This is a genomic window from Dongshaea marina (assembly GCF_003072645.1).
GTDB classification, from domain to species: Bacteria; Pseudomonadota; Gammaproteobacteria; order Enterobacterales; family Aeromonadaceae; genus Dongshaea; species Dongshaea marina.
In genome coordinates this window covers 4,057,155-4,075,542 of sequence record NZ_CP028897.1, presented here as the reverse complement: position 1 = coordinate 4,075,542, position 18,388 = coordinate 4,057,155, and the positions used below count along the sequence as shown (strand labels likewise).

13 protein-coding genes and 1 pseudogene are annotated in these 18,388 nt (G+C 52.5%); 4 read left to right on the top strand and 10 right to left on the bottom strand.

Going from position 1 to position 18,388, the window contains the following annotated elements; all coding sequences use genetic code 11:
- Positions 1 to 413 precede the first annotated feature (413 nt).
- Complete coding sequence (locus DB847_RS19045) at positions 414 to 707, top strand: hypothetical protein (protein WP_108652119.1); 294 nt, start codon at positions 414 to 416, stop codon at positions 705 to 707.
- Here the strand turns inward: DB847_RS19045 and DB847_RS19040 are convergent.
- From DB847_RS19040 to miaB, 10 genes are all read right to left on the bottom strand, one after another.
- The gene (locus tag DB847_RS19040) at positions 700 to 1,503 is read right to left on the bottom strand and encodes a permease (protein ID WP_199911630.1); all 804 of its coding nucleotides are present in this window, start codon (positions 1,501 to 1,503) and stop codon (positions 700 to 702) included. The genes DB847_RS19045 and DB847_RS19040 overlap by 8 nt on opposite strands.
- Entirely contained in the window at positions 1,479 to 1,922 is a 444-nt protein-coding gene (locus tag DB847_RS25180; protein WP_199911629.1) for a hypothetical protein, read from the bottom strand. The genes DB847_RS19040 and DB847_RS25180 overlap by 25 nt, the downstream gene beginning before the upstream one ends.
- 156 nt (positions 1,923 to 2,078) lie before the next feature.
- The gene (locus DB847_RS19035; RefSeq protein ID WP_108652118.1) at positions 2,079 to 2,669 is read right to left on the bottom strand and encodes a sensor histidine kinase; all 591 of its coding nucleotides are present in this window, start codon (positions 2,667 to 2,669) and stop codon (positions 2,079 to 2,081) included.
- Positions 2,669 to 4,030 (bottom strand): histidine kinase dimerization/phospho-acceptor domain-containing protein, encoded by a 1,362-nt coding sequence (locus DB847_RS19030; RefSeq protein WP_108652117.1) that lies wholly within the window; start codon positions 4,028 to 4,030, stop codon positions 2,669 to 2,671. Before DB847_RS19030 ends, DB847_RS19035 begins: the two co-directional genes overlap by 1 nt.
- A 210-nt stretch (positions 4,031 to 4,240) precedes the next feature.
- Positions 4,241 to 6,535 carry a PAS domain-containing sensor histidine kinase gene (locus tag DB847_RS19025; protein ID WP_159084751.1) on the bottom strand — a complete coding sequence of 765 codons (2,295 nt, stop codon included), beginning with the start codon at positions 6,533 to 6,535 and terminating at the stop codon, positions 4,241 to 4,243.
- A 172-nt stretch (positions 6,536 to 6,707) separates the two neighbouring features.
- Entirely contained in the window at positions 6,708 to 8,222 is a 1,515-nt protein-coding gene (gene lnt, locus DB847_RS19020) for an apolipoprotein N-acyltransferase (protein WP_108652115.1), read from the bottom strand.
- Between the two features lie 3 nt (positions 8,223 to 8,225).
- On the bottom strand, positions 8,226 to 9,104 hold the full coding sequence (corC, locus tag DB847_RS19015; protein WP_108652114.1) for a CNNM family magnesium/cobalt transport protein CorC: 879 nt from the start codon (positions 9,102 to 9,104) through the stop codon (positions 8,226 to 8,228).
- Positions 9,105 to 9,122: 18 nt separating this feature from the next.
- Positions 9,123 to 9,587, bottom strand: a complete 465-nt coding sequence (gene ybeY, locus DB847_RS19010) for an rRNA maturation RNase YbeY (RefSeq protein ID WP_108652113.1) — start codon at positions 9,585 to 9,587, stop codon at positions 9,123 to 9,125.
- On the bottom strand, positions 9,584 to 10,591 hold the full coding sequence (locus tag DB847_RS19005; protein WP_108652112.1) for a PhoH family protein: 1,008 nt from the start codon (positions 10,589 to 10,591) through the stop codon (positions 9,584 to 9,586). Before DB847_RS19005 ends, ybeY begins: the two co-directional genes overlap by 4 nt.
- A gap of 26 nt (positions 10,592 to 10,617) precedes the next feature.
- A complete protein-coding gene (gene miaB / locus DB847_RS19000) occupies positions 10,618 to 12,054 on the bottom strand; it encodes a tRNA (N6-isopentenyl adenosine(37)-C2)-methylthiotransferase MiaB (RefSeq protein ID WP_108652111.1) in 1,437 nt (478 codons plus the stop codon).
- Positions 12,055 to 12,228: 174 nt separating this feature from the next.
- Between miaB and DB847_RS18995 the strand changes: the two genes are divergently transcribed.
- From DB847_RS18995 to DB847_RS18985, 3 genes and pseudogenes are all read left to right on the top strand, one after another.
- Positions 12,229 to 13,395 (top strand): FAD-dependent monooxygenase, encoded by a 1,167-nt coding sequence (locus DB847_RS18995; protein WP_108652110.1) that lies wholly within the window; start codon positions 12,229 to 12,231, stop codon positions 13,393 to 13,395.
- 349 nt (positions 13,396 to 13,744) lie between these two features.
- Positions 13,745 to 15,967, top strand: coding sequence for an NADP-dependent isocitrate dehydrogenase (locus tag DB847_RS18990; protein WP_108652109.1), 2,223 nt, complete (start codon positions 13,745 to 13,747; stop codon positions 15,965 to 15,967).
- Between the two features lie 118 nt (positions 15,968 to 16,085).
- Positions 16,086 to 16,777 (top strand): annotated as a pseudogene (locus DB847_RS18985) (aspartate/glutamate racemase family protein).
- Positions 16,778 to 18,388: the final 1,611 nt, after the last annotated feature.

Below are 18,388 nucleotides of genomic sequence, written 5' to 3'. Positions count from 1 at the left end.
GGGGCGCCCCGACCTCGCTTTATCTTCGGCTCACCTGATGATTAAGGCACAGCTTAGACGCGACTCCTGCCGCACAGGGGTTGCGCCAATGGAACGAGAGCCATGGATGGCGGCAGTTCCCTGTCGCGGCTAAGCTCTCATCACATCCATGTGATTCGACCTTACTCCTCTATGGTTCGCCTCAGCGCTCACTCACGGGGGATAAATCAACTCTTCGACTCAGCTATAGAGATACTCTTGGGTCAATCTTGATGTTTGATGTTTGATGTTTGATGTTTGATGTTTGATGTTTTCAAGGAAAATAACAATACAAGGACAAGCCAGAGGTCGTATCGACTAACTCGCTTACCGGAAGTTACCCCCGTCTATTTGCGCCGAGAGTTTAAAATAGGAGCAGAGGGGGAGCGGCATGGATGCCGCGAAAAGGCAACCAGTACATGGAGGTACTGTTTGCCTGGACCTTTGCGAGTTTGAAACTTGAGGGAAAAGCAAATATCGGGGTGTCCTTAGGAGTCCAGAGGGGGTTGGACAAGCAATCCCCTCTGGCCGCAGTCCGCGGCCGGACATTCGTGCGTAGGCGCAAGCTGCTGACCGCAGGTCAAATTATCCTGATTCGTTATGCAGAGCAGCTGCAAAATGCTATCCGCAGGATAAAAAGAACTTTAGCTGGAATGAAAGGGGGAAGCTCCCCCTTACGGATCACCTGAGGGCGATATGGATAATCCCTAATGAAAACAGGTAATTGAAAAAGTAACCTATGATTAGGATCCCTATGCCAACCACGCCGACAAAGGTTGCGATGAGCGGTAGGCGCATCACCTTTTTCAAAATAAGTAGCTCAGGCAGCGACATGGCGGTGATCCCCATCATGAATGAGAGGACGGTTCCAAGAGCAGCGCCCTTGGCCAGCAGGGCCTGCACCACGGGGATCACTCCTCCGGCATTATCGTAAAGGGGCAGGGCGATCAGTACGCTGACAGGCACGGCCCACCAGGCGGTTCCCATCACGGTGGAGAGCGCAGACTCCGGCACATAACCATGGATTGCGGCGCCGATGCCGATTCCGATCAGCACGTACAGGCCCACTTTTTTGATCATAGAGATAGATTCGGCGCGGGCAAAGCTCAGACGCTCACTCCAGCCTGAACCTATGGCATTGCCAGAGCAGCCGGCAGAGCTCACATGATCTTCATAGACCCAGGGCTCAACATGCTTCTCCATTTTGAGCCTGCCGATCACATAACCGCCGATCAGGGCAAAAATAAGGCCCGTGATGTAGTAGGTTAACGCAACCTGCCAGCCGACGGTGGCCCAGAGCAGAATAAACGCAACCTCATTGATCATCGGCGAGGCGATGAGATAGGTAAAGGTCGAGCTTAAAGGGATCCTGGCCTGGGTCATGGCGATAAACAGGGGAACAGCAGAGCAGGAGCAGAAGGGGGTGATAGAGCCTATCATGGCGGCCAGGAAGTTGCCGGTCAGTTGGTTTTTTCCAACCAGCATTTTGCGCATCTTCTCGGGGATAAGATGGTTCGCACTATCCCCATCCAGAATACGATAAGTCCCAGCAGGATGAAGATAAAGGGCATATCTTTTAGGAAAAAATGCACCGAGCCCGCCAGGTGTGATCCCGGAGCTAACCCAAATACCCGATAGGTGAGAAAGTCAGCTATGGTTTCGAGGTTAAGCCAGACCGAGATGATCAGAGCATGCAGTACCAGGGTGATCAGGAGGTTCTTTTTAAGGGAGTATATTTTGCCGATTTTGGGGGAGCAGCTACCGGCTGCCGAAGGTGTTGCTGTGCCTTGTGCGCAACACTTCCCATGAGCGGGCGCCGATTCATCATCCGAGGAGGCTTCACAGCCACAGTCACTATCTTGTTTGTTGGCGGCGGCGCCACAGCAGCTTGTTTGAGTTGTCATCTTAAGATCTCCTAAGTAAAAAGACTCCGGATGGAGTTGGAAAAAACAGATAATAACCATATTTCCAGAAATATGGAAATTATTTTTAAGATGAACCTCAATGAGAAGCTCTGTCACCCGAGTTCGGCAAAGTACTTCCTGATGATCTGTATTTGCTCAAGAGTCTTGATTGACATCTGTTTCGCTATAGTTTGGCTCGGGGGTTCCGCTATCCGGTTCGCGATGATCTGCCGGAAGTTTTATGATGAAGGTCGTGCCTTCCCCCACAGTGCTTTCAACACCAATGGTTCCACCGTGATCCTTGACGATTCCATGGCTGATAGACAGGCCCAGCCCAGTCCCCTTGCCCAGGGGTTTAGTGGTAAAAAATGGTGTGAAGAGATGCTCTTGATGCTCCTGGGGGATCCCACAGCCTGTATCCTGGATCTCAATAACAACCCTGTTCTCTTCGCTGTAAGTGCGGATATAGATGTCTCCTTGCTCCTTGATCGCTTGAGAGGCGTTGATCAACATATTGACAAAGACCTGAGATATTTTCCCTCTGCATCCGATGACGGGAGGAACTTCATGGAGCTCCTGGTGAACCTGGCAGTGGTATCTCAGCTCATTTCTGACCATGTTGAGGGTTGAGTGGATCAGGCTGGAGATATCAATCTCTTCGGTATTATTTTTATCTGCCCTGGCAAAATCTTTGAGCCCTCCAATGATCTCCTGCATCCGGTTGATACCATAAATCGATTCCTCCATCAGGGGGTCAGGTCATTTTTAATATAAGAGAGATCCTTGTTTTCCAGCTCTTGCAGTCGATTTTTTAACTGCGCAGGAAGCTGAGGGTGATCATGATATTCGTTGCAAACACCAATTAATTCTGTGAACAGCTTATGGTAATCGTTCACCATGTGGAGGTTAGTTTTTACAAAACTCAAGGGGTTGTTTAGCTCATGGGCAATACCGGCAGACAGGATACCAAGGCTTGCCATCTTCTCGGACTGGATCAGAGCCGATTGTCGCTTATTGATCTCTTCGAGCTGCAGCTTATGATTGCGCTTGATGATGAAAAGCAGAATAGAGATCATCCCAATAAAGGTTGCCAGAAGAGCCAGGGTATTGATCAGCCGATTATAGATTGATTTATCGATTAAAAGTGTAATGTCATCCTGACCATTGATCACCGCGGTATACCAGGTCTGCCCATAAATAGAGGTCGAAGTATATGAAATATAATTGGTGGTGAAGCTATGGAATCTATTGATAGGTGACAGGTAAAAATTTTGCTGGCTATCCATTAGCTCCGATGAGGAAGTGCCAGAGCTCTCATGATACTGATGCTTATAAATGATATTTCCTGATTTTCCTGAGCTGATTTCAGAGAGCACTTTTTCGAGATTTTCTCTATCCAGGTCGTTGAATTGATTTGGAATGATGCCATCGATTACATCGCTGTTGTTCTCTTTAGATGAGATCCACAGCAGATGATGATTTTTATCCATGGTCCAGAGCAGGCTGTTTTGTCCAAATGCATTTGGGTTATAGACCCTGTTATATAGATTCGATATGGATACCGTAAAGTAGAGCAGTCCGGAGAATTTATTATTCGGGTGAAGCTTTGGGGTGCCCTGAATGGTATAAACAGGTACAGCTATCACCATAAAATCATTGGAAGGATCGATTTGAGGAAATATTTTCACCCCGGGTTTCCCTGTCATTCTTGATTTATTAAATAGAGCATCCAGGGCATGTTTCGGAAGTATCTTTGCTGATGCAGGATAGGAGGCATATAAATTGTTCTTCGAATCGACTCTGAAAATTCCGGTCACCAAATTCTTATTCAATTTATAGGCTCGGATCATGTGCAGAAGCGATTCATTTTTATTGAGAAACTGGAGCTTTGGCATTTGCGATAGGTTCGCCAGCACTGCCTGCAGCTTAGTGACTTCGTTCTTGAGCTGAGAAGAGAAGTAACTCACTGAGTTAAGTTGCTTTTTTTGAAATTCAATCGTTTTCGTTGAGATAAACTCTCGTTCATTTTGTACCGAGAAAAAGCCGATTCCCAAACAGATAATGAGAGTCACTATGAGTATTGCTATGATCTGATGCCTAATGTTCATGCGGGCCTCCGAACCTGATGTGCATCACGATATGCCATCATCACCCGCTGCTTAAGAGTCATCAGCCTCTTTGTTATGTGGTGACCGCAATGGATAGGCATGGATTGAATTGTATCGAAAAATTCCCTCTCTTTATATATCACATCTTCCATGCATCACCTTTGTCTATATTGATCTGGTTTTACTGAGCAACACTCTCCCGGCGTTACTCTATGAAAGCCTTTCCGAATTACTATCCTGCTTTAATAGCGGAAAGGTGATGGTAAAAGTGGTTCCGACCCCCAAGGTACTTTTTACATCAATGTTTCCGCCATGCTCCTCTATGATCCCATGGCTGATGGAAAGTCCCAGCCCGGTTCCCTTGCCTGCGGGCTTGGTGGTGAAGAATGGGGTAAACAGCTGCTTTTGTATCTCTTCCGACATGCCGTGGCCACTGTCTTCAATCTCAAGAATGATCCGTTCCTCTTCGGCCCTGCTTCGAATCCAGATGGTTCCGCTCTCCTCTATCGCCTGAGAAGCATTGATCAGAAGATTGACCAGCACCTGACTGATCCGGCCCGGATTACCGCTGAGTAGGGGCAGAGGGCCCAGCTCTTTATGCAGTTGGCAGTGGTATTTGATCTCATTCCATACCATCTGAATGGATGATTCAATAAGCTGGTTAAGACTAAATTGCTCGCTCTGCTGCTGATCGGCCCGTGAGAAACAGCGTAATCCATTGATGATCTCCTGAATTCGCTCAACTCCTTTGAGGGTTTCCTCTGTCAGCGGAGTGATATCCTCAAGAATAAATGGAAGATCCTCAAGCTCCATCTCCCGGAGCTTATGTTTCAGTAAACTGGTCAGCTTGCTCTCATTTTGATGTTGATAGCAAAACTCGATGAGGTTTAGCAGTCGCTGGTGGTAGTTATTGACCGTACTCAGATTACTCTTCACAAAGCTCAGCGGATTATTGATCTCATGGGCGATTCCCGCCGCTAATACGCCGATGCAGGCGAGTTTTTCAGATTGCATCAGCTTACTCTGACTCTCCAGCAGGGCCTGGGTTTTACTCTGAAGAAGCTCCTCTGCGACCTGGTGCTCGATCATTTCACTTAAATTTTTAGCGATGTTATCCACAAGGCTGCGCTCTTCATGTGAAAAGGGTCCCTCATCCTGCTTGGGATACTCTTCGAGGTAATAGATCTCAATCATCCCCTTGAGTTCACTTTTCACTATGATGTCTGCAGATAGTTTAGAGCGGCTCTCTTCAAAGGGTTGATTCTGGTAGCGGACCCCATCAAACAGGATCTGACAGTAACAGTTCTCGGGGTAGAGGAATGCCGGGGGCACCAGGCGGGTTACCTTGCTGAGGATATCTTCAATACTCTGCTTGGAGCTGAGCGCCTGATTGACCCGGTACAGGCACCTTAGCTCCTTCATTCTTTCGGTGATTTCGCTGATCAGCTCATCTCGCTCTGACTCGGCCAGCTTGCGCTCGGTGATATCGGTCGCCACCATCACTATTGCACTCTCGAGCCCTGGCAGGGTAGTGGGGGTCAAACGGGTAAGAAAGTGGTGCTCTCCATCCGGTAACTCTGCGATGACCTCCATCGTCTGGGGGGCCTTGCTGGCATTGGATTCGCTCAGGTGATGCTCAAAAACCTCCTGGTAGCGGGCCGGAATAAAATCTGTGACTTTTCTATGGATCACATCTTGTTTCAGGTGATCAGGGTGGACCTTATTGGCCATCTGAATCTGCCCTCTGTTATCGAGAACAAAGATGTAATCGGGCAACCCTTCGGTGAGGGTTTGCAAAAACAGCTCATTATCTGCGATCTCCGCATGACGGGATCTAAGGTTGCGGCAGGTTTTCAAAAGGGCCAGGGTAAAACCAAATAGCCCGGCCAGGATAATGATCCCGAGCGGCAGCGCTATTTTCTTGGCAATATCCAGATACCAGACCTGGGAGTCGATATCCATGCCCAATACCGCAATAGGCTCGTTACCGGTTTGCTCCGGTGTGGCCATTGGGACCAATGCCGAGATCCACTCACCCCAACGGTCGGAGATCGGACCGACGGTTTTCGACTGAGAGCCTTCAAACACTTTGAGGTATTCAGGAGAGATCTCTTCATAGAGCTGGCCCGCGGGAGATTCATCAGCAGATCCCTGCGGCTCGTTATCGGCAAAGAAAAACACCTGGCCATCGCTGCGACGCCCCATCAGATAGATGAAACGACAGTTGGTACAGGCCTCTTTGGCATTGGCAAATTGCTGTTTGAGCAGCAGGTAGTCATCCGAATTGAGATCGGTGACCGAGCCGGAGAGGTTTTTTAGCTGATCGAACTTGATACTACTGGCAACCAGCTTGGCACGCCCCAGCAGATCATTGCGCATCGAGCGCTCGGTGAGATAGATCATCAGGGTGATCAGCAGGGTGCCGGAAACCAGCAGGATCAGAATAACCAAGGTCCGCCATAACCTCAGCTCCATCCATGGACCCTCTTTTCTCAGAATACTCATCAGCCCAGCTCTCCTATGTATGAGAGGCATCAGATTTCAGGATGTAACTACATTGTTAATAGGATAGACGCAAATAGCTCCATTTTCGATATGTCAACATTTTGGGTGAAAAGTGCTCAGGGGAGCTGGTTTAGGCTCTGCTATGCCAACAGAGCCTAAGCCGGAAGGGCGATCAGAGTGAACGGCGCTTCTCTATCAGCAGGCCGGTGATCAAGGCGAGCATGACCAGCAGATACAGTGGCCATGAGCCAAACCGATTATAGGGTGTTTGCCCCGTCGCAGGGTGCACCTTGGCAGTGAGCACCCCAGACTTAAATTGAGGTAGCTCAGCCTGGATTTTGCCCTTGGCATCAATAACGACTGTGATCCCGGTATTGGTGGCCCGAAGAACGCTGCGGCCAAACTCCAAAGCTCGCATCTGAGCGATTTCCAGGTGCTGCCATGGACCGATAGAGCGACCAAACCAGGCATCATTGCTGACGGTCAAAATGAAGTTGGTGTTGTCATGAATGTTGTGCCTGAGCTGCTCACCAAAAGCGATCTCGTAGCAGATCGCACTGGCCAGGCGCCAGCCCGCAGCCAGCAGGTTGGGCTGCACATAGCCACCGGCTGAAAATGAGGACATCGGCAGGTTGAAAAAAAGCGCCAGGGGCCTTAGGTACTCACCGAAGGGAACATATTCGCCGATGGGAACCAGGTGATGCTTATAGTAGCGGTTGGGCCCGTTATAGCGATACTGCGCCTTAGATCCGGGAGCAAACTCACCCAGTACCACCATGGCGTTATAAAAGCGCGAGGTCACATCATTGTAATGAATCACCCCTGTGATGAGAGCCTGGTGCCTCTTGGCAAGCTGTTTGCCCTCAAAGCTCAGCAGCCCGGTGACATCCTGCTCCAGCAGGGGCAGTGCCGACTCCGGCCAGATGATGAGATCCGCTTTTTTCTGCTGCTCGGTTAGCATCAGGTACTTGCTGATGGTGGCATTTTGTTGTTTAGGATCCCATTTGAGCTCCTGGGGGATGTTGCCCTGAACCAGGGCAACATCGATGGCCGGGAGCTGCTTGGTCCAGCTGATGGGCTTGAGCAGAGCTCCGGCGCCAAACATAGCGATCGGCAGGATAAGCCAATAGAGTTTGCGTTGGCGCCAGGCAAGGTAGAGACCGCCACAGCTTAACAGCAGGGCAAGGGTGACCCCCTCAACTCCCAGCAGCGGAGCCCAGCCAGCCAGCGGAGAGTTGATTTGCCCATATCCCATCCACAGCCAGGGGAACCCGGTGAGTACCCAGCCTCTGGCCCACTCGGCGATGAGCCACAGGGCCGGAAAAGCCAGCAGGTAACGTGACCAACCCGCCGGGAAGAAACGGTTAAGCAGATAGCAGGCCAGCCCCTTATACAGAGCGAGATAGAGGCTCAGCAGCAGGATCAGGGCAAAGGCCGCAATCAGGGGCAGCCCGCCGAACTCTGTCATACTGACATGGATCCACCACAGGCCCGCCAGAAATAACCCCACGGCGTAGCAAAAGCCACACAGGGCGGCTTTTTTCGCGGACAGATCTTCCAGCAGCCAGATGAGGGCTACCACGGATAGCAGTGCCAGTGGCCAGATATTGAAGGGGGCGAATGAAAAGACGGCAAGTGCCCCTGCAATCAGGGCACCTGCCGGTTTGACTCTAGCTATTGTCAACATGGATTAGTGATCGGCTTGTTGTTCCGTTTGCTGTTCGGGAGTCTTAACCTGGAGCTGCAGTAGCCGGCGGCGATCCGCATGGGTGATCTTGAACTGGTAGCCTTCAAGCTCGACGACTTCGCCACGCTTTGGAAGATGGCCAAATGCCTGGACCACCAAGCCACCCATGGTATCCACCTCCTCATCGCTGAAGTGGGTTCCGAACATGTCGTTGAAATTATCGATGGGGGTCAGAGCACCCACCGCATACAGCTGTTTGCTGATGGGGCGGATCTCTGCGGTGTTATCATCGGCGTCATCATATTCATCTTCAATCTCACCGACGATCTGCTCAAGAATATCCTCAATGGTGACCAGTCCTGATACGCCGCCAAACTCATCGACCACTATGGCCATGTGGTAACGCTTTTCGCGAAACTCCTTGAGGAGCTTGTCGATACGCTTACTTTCAGGAACAATAACGGCCGGCCGCAGGATCTTATCGATGGAGCAGTGCAGATCGGCATCAAAGCCATACTGCAGCATATCCTTGGCCAGCAGGATCCCTTCGATGTGATCCTTATCTTCATTGATCACAGGGAAGCGGGAGTGAGCGGATTCAATCACGATCGGCAGGAACTGATGTACCGTTTGGGTGATATCTATGGTGACCATCTGTGAGCGAGGGATCATGATATCGCGGACCCGAAGCTCTGAGACTTCAAGGACGCCCTCAATCATATCTTTGGTGTCTTGGTCGATTAGATCACGTTCTTCGGCATCGTGGATTACTTCAAACAGTTCATCCCGGTTCTTTGGCTCATCCTGAAACAGCTGAATTAAACGGCTGACCCAGGACTTCTTCGTTGAATCGTAACTCGAGTGAGGGTGGTCATCGCTCATGAGTTTTGTGGTTCTCCTTCAGCTTTCGTCATCCTGATATGGATCAGCATAACCCAGATCTGCCAAGATCTCCCGTTCTTGCTGTTCCATCTCTTCGGCTTGCTGATCTTCAATATGATCATAGCCCAGCAGGTGCAGACAGCCATGCACAACCATATGAGCCCAGTGTGCCTGTTCGCTCTTGTTCTGCTCCCGGGCTTCCCGGGCAACTACCTGATGGCTAATCACCAGATCGCCGAGCAATGGAAGCTCTATACCATCCGGTACTTCAAAGGGAAAGGAGAGCACATTGGTAGGCTTGTCCTTTCCCCGATACTGGGCGTTTAGCTGCTGACTTTCTTCACTCTCTACAATGCGAACCGTCAGCTCCGCCTCGGCCTGAAACGGCAAAATGGCGGCCTCACACCAGTGCTGAAACTGCTCTGCCGTTGGCAGGGACGCTTGTTCGTCACAGGCAATTTGCAGATCCAGGGTGATACTCATGCCTGCTGCTCCTTGCGGTGATCCGCTTCATACTTCTCATAGGCCTGAACAATCCGGGCCACCACAGGGTGACGAACCACGTCGTCTGCGCAGAACAGATTAAAGCTAATTTCGTCAACCTCCCTGAGAACCTCCAGCGAGTGACGCAGCCCCGAGCGCTGGTTACGCGGCAGATCGATTTGGGTGATATCTCCGGTGATGACGGCCTTAGAGTTGAAGCCGATCCGGGTGAGGAACATCTTCATCTGCTCAACCGTGGTGTTCTGGCTCTCATCCAGGATCACGAAGGCATCATTGAGGGTTCGGCCACGCATGTAGGCGAGAGGTGCTATCTCAATCACCTTACGCTCGACCAGCTTTTCAACTTTCTCAAAGCCCAGCATATCCAGCAGTGCGTCATACAGGGGGCGCAGGTAGGGGTCGACCTTCTGGCTGAGATCGCCTGGCAAAAAGCCCAGCTTCTCACCGGCCTCAACAGCCGGGCGGGTTAGCAGCAGACGTCGTACCTCCTGGCGCTCCAGGGCATCCACCGCCGCAGCTACCGCCAGGTAGGTCTTACCGGTTCCGGCAGGGCCAATCCCGAAGGTAATATCGTGGCGCAGGATATTGCCGATGTATTGAGCCTGGTTTGGGGTCCGTGGTTTGATTAGGCCCCGTTTGGTCTTGATCGTCACCTCTTTGCCATAAGGGGTTGGGGTGGCGTTCTGTTCAAGCACCCGCGCCTCGCGAATCGCCAGGTGCACCTTCTCCGGGGTAATATCCGGAACTGCCTTGCCTTTGAGGGGTTGGGTGTCCAGGTAGAGCTTTTTAAGGATATCGATGCAGGCCCTGACATTACGGGAGCTGCCGATGACCTGGAAATGGTAATTATTGGAGTTGATCTCAATGCCCAGCCGGCGCTCCAGCTGTTGAATATTATCGTTGAGTGGACCGCACAGGCTTGCCAGCCGACGATCGTCGGCTGGTTCCAGTTCAAGCTCGAGGGTCAGGATCGATTGGGTCACGATCGCCTCTTTGTTTTATGTTTTGATTAAGCGACAGGAGTGAAGGTTCCGACACCCAGTTCATCTTCCTGAGTCTGGCCATACTTGGCCATCGCCTCTGCCGGAGCCATCTGCTCTCGCAGTTCGATCTCATCTTCACCCCGGATCAGGGTGGCACGCAGCGAGTTCGGCATCACCTCGGTGATCTCAACATCGGCAAACTTACCGACCAGGGAGTGGGGTCCTTCAAAGTTGACCACCCGGTTATTTTCAGTGCGGCCACGCAGCTCCATCGGGTTATGCTTGGAGGGACCTTCAACCAGAATTCGCTGGGTGGTGCCAAGCATCTGGCGGCCGATCAGCATCGCCTGATGGGTGATCTGGTGTTGCAGCTCATAGAGGCGCTGCTTTTTCTCTTCCATCGGCGTGTCATCGGGCATATCCGCCGCTGGTGTTCCGGGGCGCGGACTAAAGATAAAGCTGAAGCTTTGATCGAAGTTCACATCCCTAATCAGTTGCATGGTGCGCTCGAAGTCATCCTGGGTCTCGCCCGGGAAGCCGACGATAAAGTCGGAGCTGATGCTGATATCCGGGCGCGCCTTCTTCAGTTTACGAATCGTTGACTTATATTCAAGAGCCGTGTGAGGCCGCTTCATCATGGTCAGCACCCGATCGGAGCCACTTTGTACCGGCAGGTGCAGGAAGCTCACCAGCTCAGGGGTATCCTTGTAGACCTCGATGATATCGTCGGTAAACTCCATCGGGTGGCTGGTGGTATAGCGGATGCGGTCGATGCCATCGATGGAGGCTACCAGGCGCAGCAGCTCGGAGAAGCGGCAGATCTCACCATCAAAGGTGGCACCCCGATAGGCGTTGACATTCTGCCCCAGAAGGTTGATCTCGCGCACCCCCTGATCGGCCAGCTGAGCAATTTCATAGAGCACATCATCCAGAGGACGGCTCACCTCTTCGCCACGGGTGTAAGGTACCACGCAGTAAGAGCAGTATTTGGAGCAGCCTTCCATGATCGAAACAAAGGCGGTCGGGCCTTCGGCGCGCGGCTCCGGCAGGGAGTCGAACTTTTCAATCTCAGGGAAAGATATATCCATCTGACTACCATGGCCTGACTGAACCTCGGTAATCATTCTCGGCAGGCGGTGCAGGGTCTGGGGACCGAAGATCAGATCCACATAGGGAGCGCGGGCACGGATGTGATCGCCTTCCTGGGAAGCAACACAGCCACCGACGCCGATCACCAGTTCTGGCTTGTTCTGTTTGAGGTTTTTCCAGCGTCCTAACTGATGAAACACTTTCTCCTGTGCCTTCTCACGGATTGAGCAGGTATTGAGCAGCAGCAGATCCGCCTGCTCAGGCTCCTCGGTGACTTGGTAACCGAGAGTGCTATTGAGAAGATCGGCTATCTTGGATGAATCGTATTCATTCATCTGACAGCCCCAGGTTTTGATATGAACTTTTTTACTCATGAAGCTAACTACCGCTAGGGAACGTGGTTTCTGGAAAATAGCCGGCTATTCTAACGGTTTGTTCGCCATCTGGCCAGATTGTATGCAGATCCTTTTTTGGGGATACATTTTGCGATGGCGGACGAAGAAGAGGCGGATTAAAATTCATGACTCCTCCAGCTATTTTGAGCCAGTATGCAACAGTTTGATATCGTCATCGTCGGGGCGGGAATGACCGGCGCACTCCTTGCGGCCTCGTTAGCCCCCAGCGGTTGTTCCCTGTGTTTGATTGAGCAGAGCACACCGATCCCTTTTGAACCTAAGCAATCGATGGATCTTCGAGTCTCGGCGATCAGCAGGAACTCGGTTAAGCTCCTGGAGCAGTGTGGTGCATGGGACAGCATTGCCCGGATGCGAGCTGCCCCCTACACCCAGCTGACTTGCTGGGAGGATGAACAAAACCCGCTGCTGTTTGATAGCTCCCAGCTGGGGCTTTCTCATCTTGGCTACATGGTGGAGAACCGACTGATCCAGCTTGGACTGTGGGAGCAACTTAAGGCTCATTCCAATGTCAGCTGGCGCCTTCCGGCCAAAGTGGCAGAGCTTCATCAGGAGCCGGATTTTGCCGAGCTTACCCTGGATTCGGGGGAGCGGATTAAGGCTAACCTGGTGGTGGCGGCAGATGGAGCTCACTCCGCGATTCGTCAGTTGAGTGGAATCGGGGTCACCCAATGGGATTATCGCCAGCACTGCATGCTGATCAATGTGCGCTGCGAGCAGAGCCTTGAGCCCTGTACCTGGCAGCAGTTTTATCCATCAGGCCCGAGGGCCTTGCTTCCTCTGGGGGGCAATAAGGCCTCTTTGGTCTGGTATGACAGCCCGCAAAAAATAAAAGCTCTGATGAAACTTGAGCATAATGCACTGGCCGAGATCATCATGGAGGCTTTTCCGCACAGGCTCGCAAGGATCAAGGTTGAAGCTGCGGGCAGCTTTCCACTGACCCGGCGTCATGCCCAGCAGTATCACAAGGGCCGGGTGGTGGTGCTCGGAGATGCGGCCCACACCATCCACCCCATGGCCGGCCAGGGGGTGAATATTGGCTTTAAAGATGTGGCCTGCCTGAGTGAGCTGTTTCATCAGGCCTGGAAAGCTTCAGATTGGGCCGGGCTGGAGTGGTTGGCTCAGTATCAAAAGCAGCGTAAGCGCGACAATCTTTTGATGCAGAGTGCCATGGATCTCTTCTATCTGGGTTTTGGCTGTGAGCGTTTTCCGCTAAAGGTGTTACGTAATATCGGGCTATGGGGCGCTGAGCACAGCGGCCCCCTGAAAAAGCGGGCCCTGAAGTATGCCCTGGGGCTTTAAGCGAATATCCTTTTTCTTGGGTGATGGCAGTCTGCTTTGCTACCCATATAGGCTCAATCAAATCTTATCGTAAAAACGTCTCTGTTGGCCCGTTGACAGCTTCCTTGCTGCCAACGGGTTGGATTGAGTTTATCCAGCACTGGGAGTGGAGCTGAGCTGGCTAAATCTGCTTTCCCATAGAGCCACTGAGTGGCTGTCTCAGCTCTCTTTACTTGTAAGTACTGTCGCACCCTATCTTGTTAAAATCTTTGAGTTTGCTTTTTGGATTTGTTAAAACGTGGGTTCTGCCGAGTTGTTCCCTGAATCAGTGTGGACTCATGCGGTTATCACGATAGCAACAGGATAAAAGATGACATCAAGGATTATTTACACCCAAACTGATGAAGCTCCGGCGTTAGCCACTTACTCGCTACTGCCGATTATCAAGGCTTTCACTGCACCTGCCGCAGTTGATGTCCAGACCCGTGACATCTCCCTGGCGGGGCGGATCATTGCCAATTTCCCAGAAGCCCTCAGAGAAGATCAGAAGATTGCCGATGCCCTGAGTGAGCTTGGAGAGCTGACTCAGTCTGCCGAGGCTAATATCATCAAGCTGCCGAACATCAGCGCCTCTGTCCCTCAGCTGCATGCTGCCATCAAAGAGTTACAATCTCAGGGATATGATCTCCCAGATTACCCGGAAGAACCTAAAACGGCCCTGGAGCAGGAGATCAAGGCTCGCTACGACAAGATTAAGGGCAGTGCAGTTAACCCTGTGCTCCGTGAGGGGAACTCGGATCGCCGGGCTCCCGGCGCGGTCAAGCAATATGCCCGCAACAACCCTCACTCCATGGGAAGCTGGAGCACGGATTCAAAGACCCATGTTGCCAGTATGAGTGAGGGCGACTTCTACGGCAGTGAGCAGTCCACCACCATACCCCAGGCCACCTCGGTGCGAGTTGAGCTGATCAGCGAAGATGGCTCACTACAGACCCTCAAAGAGAAGATAGAGCTGCAGGCTGGCGAGGTGCTCGATGCAGCTGTGATGAGTGGTGAGAAGCTGCGGACTTTCCTGGCGGAGCAGATTGAGCAGGCCAGAGAGCAGGGCGTGCTCTTTTCCCTGCACATGAAGGCCACCATGATGAAGGTGTCCGATCCCATCATCTTTGGTCAGGCGGTACGGGTATTCTATCAGCCTGTGTTTGATAAACATCCGGCGCTGCTGGCTGAGCTCGGGGTGGACCCAAACAATGGGATTGGCGATCTCTATTCAAAAATTGCTGATCTTCCCGAGGCCTGGCGCACTGAGATCGAAGATGATCTCAAGGCTTGCTATGCCGAGCGTCCGGATCTGGCGATGGTGGATTCTGATCGTGGGATCACCAACCTGCATGTTCCCAGCGATATCATCATCGATGCCTCGATGCCGGCGGCGATCCGCTCCTCGGGCAAGATGTGGAACCCGGCTGGAGAGCTTCAGGACACCAAAGCAGTGATCCCGGATCGCAGCTACTCAGGGGTGTACCAGGAGACCATCGATTTTTGTAAGACCCACGGTGCCTTCGATCCCAAAACCATGGGAACCGTCCCTAATGTCGGGCTGATGGCACAAAAGGCCGAGGAGTACGGCTCCCATGATAAAACCTTCCTGATCCCAGCCTCGGGTTGTGTGCGGGTGGTGGATGCGAACGGTGCCCAACTCTTCGAGCACAGAGTGGAGCAGGGGGATATCTGGCGGATGTGCCAGGTGAAGGATGCGCCGATCCAAGATTGGGTTAAGCTTGCGGTCAACCGGGCCAGGGCAACCGACACTCCGGCGATTTTCTGGTTAGATAGCTCCAGGGCTCACGACGCCGAGCTCATTAAGAAGGTTGAGCTGTATCTTAAGGATCATGATACCCGGGGATTGGATATTCAGATCATGGCACCCGCCAAGGCGACCCGACATACCTTGGAGCGCCTGAGGGCCGGGCAGGATACCATCTCGGTCACCGGCAATGTATTGCGGGACTACCTGACCGATCTGTTCCCGATTCTGGAGCTGGGAACCAGCGCCAAGATGTTGTCCATTGTACCTTTGATGAATGGTGGTGGTCTGTTTGAAACCGGAGCAGGCGGCTCGGCACCGAAGCATGTCCAGCAGTTTACCAAAGAGAACCATCTGCGCTGGGACTCTCTGGGAGAGTTCCTGGCACTGGCCGTTTCTTTGGAGCATCTGGCTCAGAGCCAGAATAACCCCAGGGCTCAGATCCTGGCGGATACTCTGGATCGGGCAACGGGACGTTTTCTTGAGGAGAATCGTTCCCCTTCGCGCAAGGTTAAAGAGCTGGATAATCGTGGCAGCCACTTCTATCTGGCGCTGTATTGGGCTCGGGAGCTTGCGCTGCAGGAGCAGGACTCAGAGCTCAAATCCCGGTTCTCCGCGCTGGCTGAAACCCTGGGCTCCAATGAGCAAGCCATAGTGGATGAGCTCAATGCGGTGCAGGGACAGGCGATGGAGATCGGTGGCTATTATCACCCGAACCCTGAGCTTGCTTCCCGGGCGATGCGTCCGAGTGAGACCCTCAACCGGGCCATCGACGCCCTGCTCTGATCAGGGGAGCACTTTAAACCTCACAAGGGGAGCTTAGCTCCCCTTGTTTCGTTTTATCTTTGAGACAGAAGCTATAAGATTGAGTCCCTGTTTCAATCAGATAAAGCGGAGCATACGAATGAAGACCATAGGGTTACTCGGGGGCATGAGTTGGGAATCGACCCTTAGCTATTACAAGCTTCTCAATGAGGGAGTGAAGGCGGAGCTTGGGGGTTACATAGTGCCCAAATTACCATGGTGAGTGTCGATTTCGCCAAGATTGAAGCGCTGCAGCACGCAGGAGATTGGGATGAAACCGCCGAAATTCTCAGCCGAGAGGCCCAGTCGGTGGAGGCCGCCGGTGCTGATTTTCTGCTGATCTGCACCAACACCATGCACAAGGTAGCCCCGAAAATTCAGCAGGCGATCCAGATCCCGCTGCTTCACATTGCGGATGCGACGGCGACTCGCTTAGCCGAGGCGGGCATCCGCCGTGTTGGCCTGCTGGGGACCCGCTTTACCATGGAGCAGGATTTTTATCGGGGACGCCTGCAAGATGAGTTTGGAATTGAGGTATTGATTCCCGATGTTCAGGAGCGTGAGCAGGTCCATCACATCATCTACCAGGAGCTCTGCCGTGGAGAAGTTAGAGAGAGCTCCAGAGCGCAATATCTCACCATCATAGATGGACTCAGGGAAAGGGGAGCCCAGGCGGTCATCCTTGGTTGCACCGAGATCGCATTGTTGGTGCAACAGCAACACACCTCTGTGCCTCTCTATGATACGACGCAAATACATGCGGCCTCGGCCGTGAGGCTCGCTTTAAGCTGATTTTGTGCCTACGGCACAACTGTCCGGCCGCGGACTACGGGTAATCATGTTGGTTTGACCTGCGGTCAGAAGGTTTTGTGCTTTCAGCACAGATGCCGCTGCCGAGCGGCGGCGGGAAAAGGGTATTGCTTGTCCAATACCCTCTTCACTCCCAAGGACACCCCGGGATTTGCTTCATCCTTAAGTTTCAAATTCGCAAAGGTACAGGCAAACAGTACCTCCCTGTACTGGTTGCCTTTTCGCGGTATCCATACCGCTTACCCTCTACTCCCATCTGAAGCTCTCGGAGCAAATCGACGGGGCCCTAACCCCCCGTGAGTGAGTGCAGAGGCAAGCCGTTGATAGCTCCTGTCCTTTTCGAGGCAGGGTGAAGTTGCTCCTTAGAGCAACGTAACGCGAGATAGGATATCGAGCTGGGGAGATTTATCAGGGATGATAAATACATCGCGCGTAGCCAGGTTTTGCCTACTTTTGACGATACAAAAGTAGGGCGCTGTCGGCGCCCCGACATCTGTAGCGGTAGCCACACATCGCCATCCGCAGGATAAAGCAGGTTCAGCTTGACCTGCGGTCAGAAGGTTTTGTGCTTTCAGCACAGATGCCGCTGCAGAGCGGTGGCGGGAAAAGGGTATTGCTTGTCCAATACCCTCTTCACTCCCAAGGACACCCCGGGATTTGCTTCATCCTTAAGTTTCAAATTCGCAAAGGTACAGACAAACAGTACCTCCCTGTACTGGCTGCCTTTTCGCGGTATCCATACCGCTTACCCTCTACTCCCATCTGAAGCTCTCGGAGCAAATCGACGGGGCCCTAACCCCCGTGAGCGAGTGCTGAGCAATAATTGGGAATTTGAGGTCGAACAACAGGAAGTTGTGAGAGAACAATCGGGATAGGGACATCCCGTTTGTTTGGTGCCTCGAATTCCCTGTTATTGTGAAGATAAAGCGAGATCCGGGGCGTCCCGGGAGATGCAAGAGGGGGAGGACGAGCGCCCCTTCTTGCCTGCCGCCGGCCAGTCCGGCACTCCTGTGGCGGTAGCCACAAACACCCATCCGCAGGATAAAGCAGGTTCAGCTTGACCTGCGGTCAGCTGATTTGTGCCTGCGGCACAATAGCCGCTGCCGAGCGGCGGCGGGTCAGGGGGACTGCTCACCCAGTCCCCCTAACAACCCCGAGGGTGCCCCCGATTCACATCGTTCCTCAGAGGCACTGGCTTTTGAGATTCGCAGAAACGAGCCATCCATGGCTCGGCCCTGCTTTCAGGATATCCATATCCTTCAATCTCAAATTCCAATGTGACTCTTCGGTGTGAATCAAAGGGGAAGTTTACCCCCCGTGAGCAAGCGCCGAGGCAAGCCGTTGATAACTACTGTCCTTTTCGAGGCAGGGTGTAATTGCTCCCGGAACAATGAAACGCGAGGTATGGATACCGAGCTGGGAGGATTATCAGGGATGATAATCGCCGAGCCGCGAAGTTCGATGGAAGGGTGAAGTTGCTCCTCAGAGCAACGTAACGCGAGATAGGATATCGAGCTGGGGAGATTTATCAGGGATGATAAATACATCGCGCGTAGTGAGGTTTTGCCTACTTTTGACGATACAAAAGTAGGG

Bases quoted from the DNA above. Each gene is read 5' to 3' on its own strand.
- DB847_RS19045 (WP_108652119.1), top strand. From the start codon at position 414: ATGCCGCGAAAAGGCAACCAGTACATGGAGGTACTGTTTGCCTGGACC.
- DB847_RS19040 (WP_199911630.1), bottom strand. From the start codon at position 1,503: ATGCTGGTTGGAAAAAACCAACTGACCGGCAACTTCCTGGCCGCCATG.
- DB847_RS25180 (WP_199911629.1), bottom strand. From the start codon at position 1,922: ATGACAACTCAAACAAGCTGCTGTGGCGCCGCCGCCAACAAACAAGAT.
- DB847_RS19035 (WP_108652118.1), bottom strand. From the start codon at position 2,669: ATGGAGGAATCGATTTATGGTATCAACCGGATGCAGGAGATCATTGGA.
- DB847_RS19030 (WP_108652117.1), bottom strand. From the start codon at position 4,030: ATGAACATTAGGCATCAGATCATAGCAATACTCATAGTGACTCTCATT.
- DB847_RS19025 (WP_159084751.1), bottom strand. From the start codon at position 6,535: ATGAGTATTCTGAGAAAAGAGGGTCCATGGATGGAGCTGAGGTTATGG.
- lnt (WP_108652115.1), bottom strand. From the start codon at position 8,222: ATGTTGACAATAGCTAGAGTCAAACCGGCAGGTGCCCTGATTGCAGGG.
- corC (WP_108652114.1), bottom strand. From the start codon at position 9,104: ATGAGCGATGACCACCCTCACTCGAGTTACGATTCAACGAAGAAGTCC.
- ybeY (WP_108652113.1), bottom strand. From the start codon at position 9,587: ATGAGTATCACCCTGGATCTGCAAATTGCCTGTGACGAACAAGCGTCC.
- miaB (WP_108652111.1), bottom strand. From the start codon at position 12,054: ATGAGTAAAAAAGTTCATATCAAAACCTGGGGCTGTCAGATGAATGAA.
- DB847_RS18995 (WP_108652110.1), top strand. From the start codon at position 12,229: ATGCAACAGTTTGATATCGTCATCGTCGGGGCGGGAATGACCGGCGCA.
- DB847_RS18990 (WP_108652109.1), top strand. From the start codon at position 13,745: ATGACATCAAGGATTATTTACACCCAAACTGATGAAGCTCCGGCGTTA.